This window comes from Methanosarcina sp. DH1, from assembly GCF_020804205.1.
Classification (GTDB): domain Archaea; phylum Halobacteriota; class Methanosarcinia; order Methanosarcinales; family Methanosarcinaceae; genus Methanosarcina; species Methanosarcina vacuolata.
Map to the genome: position 1 here is coordinate 23,918 of NZ_WJBJ01000024.1, position 13,342 is coordinate 37,259.

The following is a 13,342-nucleotide window of genomic DNA, read 5'->3' on the forward strand; positions in this document are numbered from 1 at the left end:
AAATCTGGATTCGATTTTTAGAAATGTGCGCAAGTATCTATTTACAGTGTCCAACTTTGCGTTAGAGATTGCTCGACATGTTAGAGATTGCTCAGCATACTATTAATTACCCAAAACTTGAAATATATAGCCTTACGTTGAGTACGCTGAAAGATTCAATTATTCTTACCGAACTTTGAAAAGTTCCCCTTTTTTAGCTTTTCAGTCGCTACGGTTCTTTAAATACGAACCCTAAGATCTGGTGATAATTATGAGTAAAACCGCAGCAGTAATCAAAGGTGACGGGGTAGGCCCCGAGCTTGTAGATGCAATGCTTAAAGTAACAGAAGCCGCTGGCACAGACGTTGAATTTGTTATGTGCGAAGCAGGAGCCGGCTGGTGGGAAAAGCATGGAGGAAACTCCCTTATTCCGGATGAGACATGGGACATCCTTGACAGTTCAGATGCCTGTTTTAAAGGGCCGACAACCACACCCGGAGGGATAGGCTCTCCAAGAAGTGTGGCTGTATCTATAAGGAGTAAGTATAATCTATATGCAAATGTCAGACCAATAAAGACTTTCCCCAATTCAAGTGCTCCTCTTGGAGATGTGGAAATGATTTGTGTGCGCGAGGGCACAGAAGGCCTTTATATAGGAGAGGAAATCCAGCTTACAGATGATGTTGCAATTGCAATCCGTAAAATCACACGCACAGCATCCAACAAGATTGCCAGCTATGCTTTCGAGGAAGCAAAGAGAAGAGGCTATGACGCTGTTGTGCCCATCCATAAGAGCAATATTCTGAAACTGACATGCGGCTCTTTCTTAGAAGAGGTAGAAAAGGTTGGGCAGAATTATCCAGGTATCGAGATCTGGCCTTATCACATAGACAACATTGCTCAGCAACTGATAAAGAACCCGCAGATATTCAATAAAAAGGTTCTTCTTTCTACAAACCTCTTTATGGACGTAATAAGTGAGGAATGCTCAGCCCTGGTAGGCAGTATTGGGCTGATCTACTCTGCCAATATCGGGGACTCTTTCGCAATGTTTGAACCTGCTCATGGGTCAGCTCCAAAGTATGCAGGTCAGGACAAGGTTAATCCTATCGCAACCGTACTTGCAGGCGCATGGATGCTTGATTACCTTGGCGAAAAGGAAAAATCCGAAGCGATATTTACAGCTACAAAACGCGTAATTTCCGAAGGTAAGTATGTAACTTACGATCTCGGAGGCAATGCAAAACTCAGTCAGATGGCTAATGAGATTGCAAAGTATACGGCAGAAATTCTCAAATAAGAAAATAATGAAGGAAATACCTTTTCATTCCTTCACTTTTTTTTCTTCAGAATCGGTTATCTTTGCTTTATTTTTCAATTTTCCTCGACCTGTGCGTCCCGGATTGCAGATGGGCTGGTAAAGAAAATATTTTTCGACATAACCCAGAAGCTCTTCATCTGATATGCAGGAAACCCTCTCTTCATTATCATAGAGATTCTGGATTTCGTTCTGGATATTCAGAAGTCTGGGGTCGTCTTTTTCTACAATGGTTTCAATATCAAGAAGATCATTTAAGGTCTCCTGAATTTTATAACGGATAACTTCCAGACCCGAAGAGTCCCCTATAAGCAGGAGCCGCTTTCCTCCTACCAGTTCTGGAGGGTAGGGTTCATAGTTAAAGGGATTTTTAAGGACGCCTGCAGCATGTATTCCGGATTCGTGAGCGAAAATATTATTCCCTACCACGGCTTTGTTCCTGGGAACCCGCAGTCCCAATTCTTTTTCCATGAATCTTGCAAAGCGTGTAACTGGTTCAAGGTTATATTTTTCAAAACCTTCTACCCTATCTCTCAGGAAAAGCAGGATTTTTTCCATCTCGCTATTTCCTGCACGTTCTCCTATACCCAGGAAAGTTACGCTTGTCCAGTTAGCTCCATGCCAGTAACCTGCAATGGAACTTGCTGACCCGAACCCGTAATCGTCATGAATATGGGTTTCTATATTTTTTACCCCGATTTCTTCTTTGAGGTGCTGCACAATTTTCGGGATTCCATAAGGCTCATCGACACTAACGAAGGGCATCCCGTATCCGACAGTATCACAGACCCGGATGATACAGTCAGGGTCGATTTCGATAATTTTTTCAACTAGCGGGAAAACAAAGCCATAATTGTCTGCTCTTGTCATATCTTCGAGGTGAGCCCGTGTACGAAGTCCGTGGTCGACTGCATACTGAAGGGCATCCAGATATTTCTCTTCGGCTTCTTCCCTGCCTGAGAGTTTCATCTTGGAAAAAATATGCGTATCCGACACAGACATCAGGATTCCTGTTTCTTTTAGCCCATCAACTTCGAGAATTTTGTCTATATCGGCTCTTGAAGCTCTTGCCCAGCCGGTGATTTCGGGAAACTCATACCCTATATCAAGCATTAGATCTACAGCATCTCTATCCCTCTTATTGAATACGAAGGCCTCAAGTTTTTCGATTCCTATCTCGTGCAGATACTCATAGATTTGGAGCTTGTGTTCTCTGCTCAGGACGATTCCCGGCATCTGGGAACCATCACGGATAGTGCTGTCACTTATGTACACGTCATTTCCATAGGGCAGCTTTAGTTTGGGCAGATCTTCATATGATTCGTAAACTTTCATCACTTTTCCTCCTTTATTTCAGGTGGCAGGGCCCTGTATTGATAGAGCGGGATTTCACTGCAAAAATCTTCCTGTGAAAAAGATACATTTCAGGTATACAGGTCAGAAAATAAGTTGCATTTAACCTAAGAACCCTAAATTCTTGTTTAAAAAACACTCTTTTGGGGGAGCACTTACTACTGTTCTTCAAAACCGCATCTTACATTCTATGTCGAGATTTATATTATTCTGAGCTTAGATTATGTGAAATTCAATACTTAAGTATATGTCGTTATAATTAAAATTTTTTTCTTTTAAAATATTCAATGTGTTTTCATATTTATATATTTATTTAATCTATAGTGCCTATACTATTATTAACTTACCAGGGGTGATAGGAGACACTGCTTCTTATTCCTTTTGAAAAGTTCCCGGAGATTTCCCTAAAAAAAAGCTAATTAGCATTGATGTATAAGGTTCGTCTAAAGCTTTTCTTGCATAAGTGTTATCTGTTTTTTTAGAGCCTCATGAAAGTTTACTTTCCTATCCTGCCCTTCTTGCCGGTAATAAGGTATATCTACAACAAGTTATATTTATATTCGAGCTGATCTGAAAAATCTGACTTAATTATAAATCTGATTTAGCTATAAACTTGATTTAATTATGTTTGTGTATATATGTAATTGGCTTTGAACAATGCATATTTTCCAGTTTTCCAGCTCTGATTAATAAGTCGGTTAGTAAATAAAATTAAGAATTATATAAGTATATATTTAATTACGTTTTGTATATTTGCTTTACTTTATCCCGAGGTAAACATGTCCGAAATAATAAGCGTTAGCGGCGGTCCGACAAAACCTGAAATCATTGCTGTGTCCCTTTCCAAACTCGGGCTGCGGGACGGAGATAGGTTTGCAGATGTAGGCTGCGGTACGGGATCGATATCGATTGAAGCCACAAAACTTGCCCGAAACCTCACTATCTATGCAATAGATGCCCGAAACGAGGCTCTGAGAGCCACTGAAATGAATTTCAAAAATTTCAATATAAAAAATGCCCGGATTTTAGCTGGCGAAGCCTCGGATCTACTGAGTTCTGAAAGTTTTACTGATACTATTGACTGTGCTTTTGTCGGCGGGACAAAAAATATTGGTTCTGTGCTTGAAACCCTTGTTAAGAAAAAAGCTAGAAGTATTGTGGTAAACGCAGTCCGAATAGAAACAGTTGTCAGAACAATTGAGGCAATGAAAAAACTTGGAATTTTTGATGAAGTAGTCCATATATCGGTTTCGAGAAGTGCACCAATTGCCGGAGAAACAATGTTTAAACCTGAAAACCCGGTATACATCATTGTTGGAAAAAAGCAAAACTGAAAATTGTCTTATAATTTAAGCCTTCTTTACATTTATTTTTATAATTTATGGAGCGAGAGCATGTTAATTGGAGTAGGACTTGGTCCCGGAGACCCTGAACTTTTAACCCTCAAAGCAGTGAATGTTTTGAAAAACAGCGATAAGGTATATGTGCCAGGCCGCCTGGCAAAAGATCTTGTGGCTCCTTACGCAGATGCCGAAATCCTTGAGTTTCCCATGATAAGGGATATTGAGGTCCTTAATTCTCTCTGGAAAGAAAATGCTGACAGGATAGCAGAAGAGGCAAGAAAAGGCACTGTAGCTTTCGGGCTTATAGGCGACCCAAACTTTTTCTCTACGTTTTCCCATCTCAAAAAAGTAATGCGCAAGCACTATTCGGATGTCGAACTTGCAACCATACCTGGCATAAGTTCAATCACGTCCTTTGCTGCCAGGACCGATGTTGCGGTTGAGAGCTCTTTTGAGGTCAGCGACGGTTCTGATATAGGATATATGATTCACCTGAAGGCTACGAAACCGAAATCCATAGTTAAACAGCTTGAAACTGAAGGATATACGGAGTTTATCTTTGCAGAAAAACTCTTTTCGGACAAAGAGCTCATAATCCGGAAGAAAGAAGAAATTCCGGAGAAGGGGAACTACTTCAGCATCATTTACGGAAAGAAGTAAAAGTGAATGATGTAATATTCAAACTTACATGAATTCGTGCAACTTACATAAATTCACGTAACTTACATAATTTTGAAATGAAACACGAAAGCAAAGGGAATGGTCAGATGGAAAGGAAAGTATATTTTGTGGGAGCAGGCCCGGGAAACCCGAAACTCATTACCGTACTTGGGCGTGAAATGCTTGAAAAAGCCGACCTTGTGATGTATGCTGGCTCTCTGGTAAACCCTGAGGTTCTTAATTACACGCAGGGAGAAACAGTGGATAGTTATGGGTTAACCCTCGAAGAAACCACTAAAATAATTGCGGACGCTGTAGATGCAGGGAAATTCGTTGTTCGCCTTCACAGCGGAGACCCATCTCTTTATGGTTCTGTCATAGAGCAGATGGAAGAGCTCAGGAAACACGATATCGAAGTTGAAAGAGTTGCAGGGGTTTCCTCGATTTTTGCAAGCTCTGCCGCTCTCGGCACACAGTTGACTCTTAATGGCGTTTCAGATACTCTAATTATTACCCGTCCTGCCGGAAAAACCCTGGAAAAAGACCTTATCCCCGAGCTTTCTGCCTACAATACTACTATGGCAATTTTCCTTGGCACGCAAAAAATCAGGGAAATTATGGAAAAAGTCCGCTGCCCGACGGATACGCCTGTTGCAGTAGTGTTTCACGCGTCCTGGGAAGACGAAGAAATCATCACCGGAACTGTGGAAGATATCGCAGACAAGGTGAAGGATGCAGGGATTAAACGTTCAGCAATGATAATTATCGGTGGGGTTGTTGACCCTAAAAATTACAGGAGGTCCTACCTATACGGAGTAGCCCAGGAACCGTTGTAATCACGTTTGAACGAAATAGAGAGATTGCAGCAAGGATAGCAGAACACCTGAACGCAGACCTGCTTCTTTACGAGAAGGGTATATTCGAAAAAGCTTTTAAAAGCTATGGGGCAATAATTGCGGTTTTTGCCACAGGCATTGTGGTAAGAGACATTGCACCACTTCTCGATAATAAATGGTATGATCCTGCAGTGGTCGTAGTTGATTCAAACCTGAATTTCGCAATCCCACTGCTGGGGGGGCACCACGGCGCAAATGAAATTGCCCGCAAGCTTTCTGAACTTGGAGCAGTTCCTGTGCTTACAACGGCGACCGAGGTTCACGGCAAACCTTCAGTAGAGGGTATTGCTGATAGGTTAGGCTGCGAAATCTTCAACAAAGAATCTACTGTAGCTGTAAACTGTGCCCTTCTTGAGACTGAAATAGAGGTCCTTAATGTTAAAGGGCCCCGAATTGTTGTTGTAGATGAAGATGTATCCGTACTGATAAGGAAACAACATAAGAATGCAGAAGTCAAAGACAACAATAAAAGTAAACAGTAATTGGGCTGTAAATTAACCAATCTGCACTTAAGTAAATTAACCTGCCCAGGAACTCTTTAAGAATCAGAGACGATAATAAATGATTGTAGGAATAGGAACTCGCAGGGGCATTACGAAAGAAGAGGTCATTGAAGCCGTAAACCAGGCTCTCGATGAGTGCGGCCTGAGCCTGGGAGAAATTACATCTTTTGCTTCTGCGAAACTTAAGGAAAACGAACAAGGGCTTCTGGAAGCGGGAGAGACGCTCGGCATTCCGGTGGACTTTTTGCCGGATGAAGTGCTGAACAGCTATAGTCCTCCTTCAGCCTCCCAGGCTTCCCGATTTGGATTAAAAGGAGTTGCAGAACCTGCAGCTCTGGCACTTTCTGAAGAAAAACAATTGATTTGCAGGAAGAAAATCTATGGCAGAGTCACAATCGCAATCGCAAGATAAGGCAACGAAAGGAAAACTTTACATCGTAGGGATCGGCCCAGGATCTGTAGAACAGATGACGATCAGAGCCAGAGATGTAATCCTTAATGCCGATTATGTACTCGGAAACGGTACTTACCTGGATCAGATAGCAAGCCTCCTCGGAACCCAGGAAGTAATCCGCAGCTATATGGGTAAAGAGGTAGACAGGGCAAGAAAAGCGGTGGAGCTTGCAAAAGTTGCAACTGTTGCCATGATCAGCGGCGGCGATACCAACGTATACGGTATGGCAGGCATTGTGCTTGAAGTTGCTGAACATCAAGGGCTTGAAGTTGATATAGAAATTCTTCCTGGAGTCACGGCAATTTTAGCTGGGGCAAGTATGCTAGGCGCACCTGTTGTGACAGACTTTGCAGTAATCAGCCTCAGTGACCTTCTGACTCCATGGGATGTGATTGAAAAACGACTTAATCTTGCTGCAGAAGCTGATTTTGTAATGGCTCTCTACAACCCGAAAAGCCGTAAGAGACAATCTAACTTTTCAAGAGCTATAGAAATTATCCGCCAGTACAAGGCAGATTCCGTGCCTGTGGGACTTGTGAAAAACGCTCTGCGGGGAGATGGTGAAGACAGGATAGTAACCACTCTTGGAAAAGTTATGGAATACGAAGATTGGGTAGATATGAGCACCACGATCCTTATTGGAAACGGAGATTCCAGAATCTGGAATTCTCAAAAGAAAGATTTCATAATTACTCCCAGGGGGTATCAGAAAAAGTATGACTACTAAAGAGAATGCTAATGAAAAAGTTGGGAAACTCGACAATCTTGAAGAACTTACCGAGCTTACGGTTGATGTGAATCCCGAACTTGTAAGCATTTGTAAGGACTCAGGGGCAAGAACCGAAGAAGCAAAAGCCATCTATATGAAAAGCCGGACAATGATCCAGGAACTCATCGGCAACAAAACTCCTGAAGACCGCTTCCGCCAGCGCTGCGTTATTGCTACCGGAGACCTTTCTGTGGCAGATATCATGCGTTTTATGCATGACCCCATACCTGCAGGAGTAGAAGCTATTAAAAAAGGTGCCCCGATTTTCGTGGATATCAATATGGTAAAAGCCGGAATTACAAAGACAGGACACAAATCTGAAATTATTTGCGTGCTTGATGAAGACCCTAATGCTGAAATTGCTAAAAGGTACGGAATTACGCGCACATCAGCCGGCTTCCTTGCTGCCAGGGAGCGGCTCGATGGGAGTATTATTGCAATCGGAAATGCGCCTTCTGCCCTTATTATGGTCTGCAAACTTATCGAAAAAGGTGTGAGACCAGCCCTTATTATCGGGCTTCCGGTAGGTTTTGTAAATGCAGCTGAATCTAAGGAAATAGTCAGAAACCTGAAAGTTCCTGTACCCTCTATTAGTTGTGTCGGGACAAGAGGCGGAACCCCAATGGCAGTTGCATGCGTAAATGAGCTTGTTGCAATCGCAAGAGAAAGTGAAGACGCGAGAGAAAGTTAAAAACAACACTTTCTTTAGTTTTTTAATTTTTAATCCAACTTTTTGTTTTCAGTGTTTTTTCAGTTAATCGCCTGCTTTCCAGTACCTTTTTTATATAAGTTAGAAATTGCGCACTTGAAGCACAAAACAATAACATTAAACGCGTAACTTTCTAAAAGAGAGATTTTAACTATTTGGCCTACTATGCTTGATTTTGCAGCATACATGCGTAATTCCTATAAGTTTCTCATTTTACCAATTCATATTTCAAATTCTAAAAATAATTTCTTATGTGTTTATGTACTTTTGCATTATATTTACTACGACTATGAAAAGTCAAGTTTTGTGTTAAATAAACTGGTATGAAATTTAAATTTGATTTATGTGTAAATTAAAACAAATGAACACATGGTCGGATAAAAATGAGGAAATTATGCACAGCATTACTTACTCTTGTAGTATTGATCTCAACGACTACGAGTGTAGAAGCTCTGGAATCTAAGACGATAGAAAGGCATAATGGTGCATCTGCATATGCAGAATGGTATGAGATAAACAACAATGCAACTACCTATACGTACTTATCTGTAACTGAAACCAATGATGGTACTGATATCTATGTATCAACCTGCACATATGGGCCAGATTATTGGTCCGAAAAATCAGGCTACATGTTTACAGAGGATGATGTTTTTAGCATAGATAAAAAACTCAACTCTGCAAGCCTGTCTGAGATTAATATTGATGTCAATAACTGGTATACGGGTGAAACCGAAACTATGGCTGTAAAAGCTACCTGGACTGGTATGGGAGATATGTCAAAAGGATCTTCTTCATATAGTTCACAGAATGGAGATTATGTGTGGAAGAGTAGTGACAGTTCAACCTATAGAGGGGCTTCAGTCACAGGCAGTATAAATGGCATGGATCTTGGAGCAAGTTCCTATGCAAGTTTGTCTAACTTCAAGTCTACCTATATGAGCATGGAAAAGTAAACGCATAACGAATATTCTTAAATGGTTAAATTATTTGGCTTTATAGAAGTTCTCAAATTCCTCATAAACACCTGCTGGAACTACTACTGGGTTTTATAATTCCATGTTAACTTTGATAATTCATTTAAAGAGAATTTCTATAAAACTATTTTTCAGTCTTATTTTTGCTGTCAACTATTTCATTATTTTATTTTTTGATATAAGACTATGTATTTTAATTGAAGGAACTGTCCCAAAACCGCATTCAATCTAATTACTATCTACCTTTATTGGTTGTCCTCTCTTATTATTCTTCTAATTTCTTTTCATTGGTCATCGGTTAGGGAATTTTCTTGCCTGAAAGCTATCGATTTTGCATTAGAAGCCGGACTTAAATTTTGGCCTATTTACATGAAATAGATACACTGCTCCAGTTCATAATTTATTAAAATATTCTATTGGTGTTGAGGAAATTAACGCAATTTGTTACGATTCTTCACTTAACCGAAGGCGCATGAATTTCTTTTGTTTATGAGCTTGTCCTGAAACCTTGCTGCCAAATATTGGCACGCCATTTAATTTCAGCCACTACTTTTTAGAAAATTGATTAAAGCGCCAATTGTTAGATACCTTGGTCATAAAATTCATATGGATTTTTAAAGTTGTGATGTTTGGAGTTCAATCGGGTGTGAAATTATTGGTTAGAATCCAAAACCTCGAGGCTCAATTAGTCACTTACAGAATGAGATATCAAGAACTAATTTTGAGTTTTGGGATCAGCCCGAATTATTGCTTCAAGGAGGTATGTAATGAGAAAACTGTACATAATGTGTTTTACACTCATAGTCTTGCTTTCAACATCTATGAGCGTACAGGCAATGGAATCTAAAACAATAGAAAGGCAAAGCGGCTCATCTGCATATGCAAATTGGTATGAGACAAACGGTGACGTAACTACCTATACGTACATGTCTGTAACTGAGACTGATGATGGAACTGATATTTGCCTGGATATCTATACCTCTGGGCCAGATTATTGTTCCGAGAAGTGGGGATACATGTTTACAGAGGATGATGTCTTCAGTATAGATAAAAAACTCAACTCTGCAAGCCTATCTGATATTGAGCTTGAAGTCACTGACTGGAATACAGGTGAAACAGATACTGTAACCGTCGGAGCCGACTGGACTGGTACAGGAGAAATTTCAACCGGGTCCTCGACCTCAAAATCAACAACTGGCGACTACGTGTGGAGAAGCAGCGAAAACTCAAAATACAGGGGAGCTTCGGCCACAGGCAGTATAAACGGCATGGATCTTGGGATAAGTACTGACGCAAGTATGTCTAACTTCAAGTCTGCCTATATGAGTATGGAGAAATAAGCGTATTATAACAATTTTTGAAGGATTTCAAAAGCCCCAGAGGTAAAGAAGTAGCCTGCCGCACAGGTATTTTGATTCAATAGATTAACCTTCAGGGCCTGACAAATCCTTCATATTTCCCCTTCTCAGGAAATAGTAATTTGGCTTATTAATTTTAAGTTAAGCTTACTACTCTCCTAATCCAGTTTAAATTCTGCGTCTTCAGGACATATGCCAGCATATTCTTGCGCCTATGACCTAATTCTCGGAATCTGGATTTTTCAAACAAACCATTGAAAATGGTTCTGATAGATCATATAAAGCCCGAAAAGTACCAGTATTGTTCCAGCTCCCTTTTTGAAGACCACATCCCACTTAGAAATAAGCCGGATTTTTGAAGAGGAAAAGTGGGCTGAGTACGCGAGCAAGAGCATTGGTATAGCAAATCCAAGAGAATAAACTGAAAGGGTAAGGGCTCCTGTAATAGTATTTCCGTTTAAAGCTACCATGGTCAGGATCGAGCCTAGAATTGGTCCGACGCAAGGGATCCAGAGAACACCGAGGGAAAGGCCAAGCAAAAAGCCAGAAACCGGTCCTTCATCACCCATTTTCCCCAGAAGGGGAAACTTTGAAAATGCATTGAATAGGCTTATGTCAAAGAGTAGTGCAAAGCCCAATAAGAGAATAAGGACCTCTGCGAGAATTTTCAGTTGATCGGTATACTCGCTGAATACTGCCCCAAAGGCAGATGTTGCCACTCCCATTATGGTGAAGGATATTGAGACTCCAAGCACTATTGCAAGAGGCCTAAATTTGTTTTTTCCTGCGGATGTTGCCAGGACAGCAGGCAGAAGGGGAAGGATGCAAGGGGACAGGACACTGATAATTCCTGCTCCAAATGCAGCCACAGGGGAAATAACTTCATAATACATGGTTACAATTTCTTTTTTTAGTTTATTTACGATAGTGTTTATCCGGAACTATGGATTTTACCATAAGTTTGAACTTCTAACTTAATGAGTTTAGAAATTAGTTCTATATATTAAGTTTATTTTTATTATTATTTGCTTTTCCCCTCTTTGAGAAGAGCAAGGTTTATACGATTTTCATACACCTCTTTTTCCATTTGCCCTTGAATTCTAGCCTGGAATCTATCCTTAGTGACTGTCCCATTCTCTTGCATATAAACATAGTCTCCGTCTTCAATACCCACGACCAAAGATGTGTCAGGGACGTATCCGATTTCAAAATAAGAGTTAAGATAAGGGCTCTCGGTTATATCTATAGATGCAATAGTGGCTTTCCCACTGTATTCTGTTGCCAGTTCCTTCAGCATGGGCTTCATAGCCTGGCATGGCCCGCAGTGTTTAGATCCTATTTTTACAAGAACAGGCCCCTGCTCAAGGGATGCATTTATCTGTTCAAGGGAGGTCACTTCAAGAACACTAGTTCCTTCCTGGGCTTCCTGAGAAGTTGTGTTCTGTCCAGACTCGTTTGTTTTGACAACGCCATTTTCTCCCTGGATTTCCTGAGAAGTTGCGTTCTGTTCAGATTCGTTTGCTCCGACAATGCTATTATTCTCCTCAATTGCCTGGGTATCTGTGGAATTTCCCTTGCTGTCATCAGTACAACCCGCAGTAAAGATTACAGCTGCAAGCATGATCAATAAGACAAATAATTTCTTCATGTTCTCAACGTTAATTTTTTATTTTATATTATTTTACATATTATTTAGCAATTATGTTGTATGGTAATAATTTCCTCTTTTCAAAAATAACCTTCATTTTAATATAGCCTACATTTTCTACTGGTTGTGAAATTCGAATTATGAAGTAGAATTATCAATAAACCTCAAATAATTAACTCTAAGGGAAGAAGATATATACCTAGTTTAAGAGACTTTTGGTCTGTTGAAAATATATAAACCCACTTATGATATGACTTTAAAAATAAATATAGTTAGTGATATATAAAGTACAGGGAAAAGAAGAGATCTTAAAAAACTAATTAGAATTACCGGGCCAGCCGATTGAAGAAAAGTTAGCCGATTGAAAAGTAGAGGTGTCCTCAAAAGAACGCCAGGTTGCTGTTTAGCTTATTAAAGAGAGGTTAGCCGATTGAGAAGCTAACCAATCGAGAAAAGTTGTATAATCACGTAAACGTGCAACCTTTCCTCTTTTATTTCGCTTTACTCCTCTCCCAGAGTTTTTTCTACTGCGGTTATAACAGCCTCGAAGTTCTTCTGCCATTCCGTACTGTGGTCAAGCAGGCCCTGGATAACAGTGCCTTTATCTTCCATTTCTGCGACCTTTGGCTCAATAGGGAGTCTGGCAAGAATCGGAATATTGAAGTCTTTTGAGGCTTTTTCCACACCACCAGTTCCGAATACTTCTATTGGCTTGCCGCAGTGGGGGCAAATAAGCCCATGCATATTGTCAACAAGCCCTATGATAGGCACGTCAAGTTTTTCAGAGAATTTTATTGACTTTCGAACGCTGATAAGGGCCACATCCTGGGGAGTTGTAACAAGCACCGAGCCGTCGCAATTGGGAATGAGCTGGGCCACACTCAGGGGTTCGTCTCCTGTGCCAGGTGGTAAGTCTATAATCAGGAAATCGAGTATTCCCCAGCTAACGTCTTCCAGAAACTGTTTGATTGCCCCCATTTTGGCAGGCCCTCTCCAGATTACAGGAGAATCTTTGTCTCCGAGCAGAAAACCGACAGACATCATAGAAAGATTTGGAAGTACCGAGACTGGAAGAATGCCTTCTTCATTAACCTCGGGCCTTTGAGACTCTAACCCGAAAATAGTAGGAATGGTCGGTCCGTGAATATCGCAGTCCAGAAGCCCAACTTTGTATCCTCGCAGGGCCAGCCCAGCAGCCAGATTTGCTGCAACTGTACTTTTCCCGACTCCTCCTTTTCCGCTCATTACCATGATCTTGCGTTTGATACGCCTGAGATTGACTACTATTTTTGGCTCTTCTGGCTTTTTCGATAAGCTCTCAAGTGGTTGAACCTTATCTGTCATTTTTATCGCCTGTGTAAAATTTCCGTATTTT

Annotated in this window: 14 protein-coding genes; 10 read left to right on the forward strand and 4 right to left on the reverse strand. The window is 40.8% G+C overall.

The window, feature by feature from the left end; all coding sequences use genetic code 11:
- Window positions 1–250: 250 nt before the first annotated feature.
- Window positions 251–1,279 (forward strand): isocitrate/isopropylmalate dehydrogenase family protein, encoded by a 1,029-nt coding sequence (locus FXW07_RS13805; protein ID WP_229395939.1) that lies wholly within the window; start codon window positions 251–253, stop codon window positions 1,277–1,279.
- A gap of 24 nt (window positions 1,280–1,303) precedes the next feature.
- On the opposite strand, the gene FXW07_RS13810 is transcribed toward FXW07_RS13805, so the two are convergent.
- Window positions 1,304–2,632: an isopropylmalate synthase gene (locus tag FXW07_RS13810; protein ID WP_229395940.1), complete on the reverse strand. Its 1,329-nt coding sequence runs from the start codon at window positions 2,630–2,632 to the stop codon at window positions 1,304–1,306.
- 797 nt (window positions 2,633–3,429) lie between these two features.
- Here FXW07_RS13810 and cbiT point away from each other — a divergent pair.
- From cbiT to FXW07_RS13855, 9 genes are all read left to right on the forward strand, one after another.
- A complete protein-coding gene (cbiT, locus tag FXW07_RS13815; protein WP_229395941.1) occupies window positions 3,430–3,984 on the forward strand; it encodes a precorrin-6Y C5,15-methyltransferase (decarboxylating) subunit CbiT in 555 nt (184 codons plus the stop codon).
- Between the two features lie 60 nt (window positions 3,985–4,044).
- Window positions 4,045–4,653, forward strand: coding sequence for a cobalt-factor II C(20)-methyltransferase (locus FXW07_RS13820; RefSeq protein ID WP_229395942.1), 609 nt, complete (start codon window positions 4,045–4,047; stop codon window positions 4,651–4,653).
- A gap of 107 nt (window positions 4,654–4,760) precedes the next feature.
- Window positions 4,761–5,489, forward strand: coding sequence for a cobalt-precorrin-4/precorrin-4 C(11)-methyltransferase (locus FXW07_RS13825; protein WP_229396012.1), 729 nt, complete (start codon window positions 4,761–4,763; stop codon window positions 5,487–5,489).
- An 80-nt stretch (window positions 5,490–5,569) separates the two neighbouring features.
- Window positions 5,570–6,031 carry a cobalamin biosynthesis protein CbiG gene (locus tag FXW07_RS13830; RefSeq protein ID WP_346655664.1) on the forward strand — a complete coding sequence of 154 codons (462 nt, stop codon included), beginning with the start codon at window positions 5,570–5,572 and terminating at the stop codon, window positions 6,029–6,031.
- Between the two features lie 79 nt (window positions 6,032–6,110).
- Complete coding sequence (locus FXW07_RS13835; protein ID WP_229395944.1) at window positions 6,111–6,464, forward strand: cobalamin biosynthesis protein; 354 nt, start codon at window positions 6,111–6,113, stop codon at window positions 6,462–6,464.
- Complete coding sequence (cobJ, locus tag FXW07_RS13840; protein WP_048122896.1) at window positions 6,433–7,233, forward strand: precorrin-3B C(17)-methyltransferase; 801 nt, start codon at window positions 6,433–6,435, stop codon at window positions 7,231–7,233. The genes FXW07_RS13835 and cobJ overlap by 32 nt, the downstream gene beginning before the upstream one ends.
- Window positions 7,223–7,966, forward strand: a complete 744-nt coding sequence (locus FXW07_RS13845; protein ID WP_048157852.1) for a precorrin-8X methylmutase — start codon at window positions 7,223–7,225, stop codon at window positions 7,964–7,966. Before cobJ ends, FXW07_RS13845 begins: the two co-directional genes overlap by 11 nt.
- Before the next feature lie 401 nt (window positions 7,967–8,367).
- A complete protein-coding gene (locus FXW07_RS13850) occupies window positions 8,368–8,940 on the forward strand; it encodes a hypothetical protein (RefSeq protein ID WP_229395945.1) in 573 nt (190 codons plus the stop codon).
- Between the two features lie 788 nt (window positions 8,941–9,728).
- Window positions 9,729–10,301: a hypothetical protein gene (locus tag FXW07_RS13855; protein ID WP_229395946.1), complete on the forward strand. Its 573-nt coding sequence runs from the start codon at window positions 9,729–9,731 to the stop codon at window positions 10,299–10,301.
- Window positions 10,302–10,561: 260 nt separating this feature from the next.
- Here FXW07_RS13855 and FXW07_RS13860 read toward each other — a convergent pair whose 3' ends face one another.
- The 3 genes from FXW07_RS13860 to FXW07_RS13870 all read right to left on the reverse strand — a co-directional run bounded on the left by FXW07_RS13860 (window position 10,562) and on the right by FXW07_RS13870 (window position 13,311).
- The gene (locus FXW07_RS13860; RefSeq protein WP_229395947.1) at window positions 10,562–11,212 is read right to left on the reverse strand and encodes a cytochrome c biogenesis CcdA family protein; all 651 of its coding nucleotides are present in this window, start codon (window positions 11,210–11,212) and stop codon (window positions 10,562–10,564) included.
- A 128-nt stretch (window positions 11,213–11,340) separates the two neighbouring features.
- Entirely contained in the window at window positions 11,341–11,967 is a 627-nt protein-coding gene (locus FXW07_RS13865; protein ID WP_229395948.1) for a thioredoxin family protein, read from the reverse strand.
- A gap of 501 nt (window positions 11,968–12,468) precedes the next feature.
- Window positions 12,469–13,311, reverse strand: a complete 843-nt coding sequence (locus FXW07_RS13870) for an Mrp/NBP35 family ATP-binding protein (protein ID WP_229395949.1) — start codon at window positions 13,309–13,311, stop codon at window positions 12,469–12,471.
- Window positions 13,312–13,342: the final 31 nt, after the last annotated feature.

What these genes read in the sequence shown, in the direction of transcription:
- FXW07_RS13810 (WP_229395940.1), bottom strand. Translation starts at nt 2,632, where the DNA reads ATGAAAGTTTACGAATCATATGAAGATCTGCCCAAACTAAAGCTGCCC.
- FXW07_RS13835 (WP_229395944.1), top strand. Translation starts at nt 6,111, where the DNA reads ATGATTGTAGGAATAGGAACTCGCAGGGGCATTACGAAAGAAGAGGTC.
- FXW07_RS13865 (WP_229395948.1), bottom strand. Translation starts at nt 11,967, where the DNA reads ATGAAGAAATTATTTGTCTTATTGATCATGCTTGCAGCTGTAATCTTT.
- cbiT (WP_229395941.1), top strand. Translation starts at nt 3,430, where the DNA reads ATGTCCGAAATAATAAGCGTTAGCGGCGGTCCGACAAAACCTGAAATC.
- FXW07_RS13850 (WP_229395945.1), top strand. Translation starts at nt 8,368, where the DNA reads ATGAGGAAATTATGCACAGCATTACTTACTCTTGTAGTATTGATCTCA.
- FXW07_RS13825 (WP_229396012.1), top strand. Translation starts at nt 4,761, where the DNA reads ATGGAAAGGAAAGTATATTTTGTGGGAGCAGGCCCGGGAAACCCGAAA.
- FXW07_RS13860 (WP_229395947.1), bottom strand. Translation starts at nt 11,212, where the DNA reads ATGTATTATGAAGTTATTTCCCCTGTGGCTGCATTTGGAGCAGGAATT.
- FXW07_RS13855 (WP_229395946.1), top strand. Translation starts at nt 9,729, where the DNA reads ATGAGAAAACTGTACATAATGTGTTTTACACTCATAGTCTTGCTTTCA.
- FXW07_RS13820 (WP_229395942.1), top strand. Translation starts at nt 4,045, where the DNA reads ATGTTAATTGGAGTAGGACTTGGTCCCGGAGACCCTGAACTTTTAACC.
- cobJ (WP_048122896.1), top strand. Translation starts at nt 6,433, where the DNA reads ATGGCAGAGTCACAATCGCAATCGCAAGATAAGGCAACGAAAGGAAAA.
- FXW07_RS13805 (WP_229395939.1), top strand. Translation starts at nt 251, where the DNA reads ATGAGTAAAACCGCAGCAGTAATCAAAGGTGACGGGGTAGGCCCCGAG.
- FXW07_RS13845 (WP_048157852.1), top strand. Translation starts at nt 7,223, where the DNA reads ATGACTACTAAAGAGAATGCTAATGAAAAAGTTGGGAAACTCGACAAT.
- FXW07_RS13870 (WP_229395949.1), bottom strand. Translation starts at nt 13,311, where the DNA reads ATGACAGATAAGGTTCAACCACTTGAGAGCTTATCGAAAAAGCCAGAA.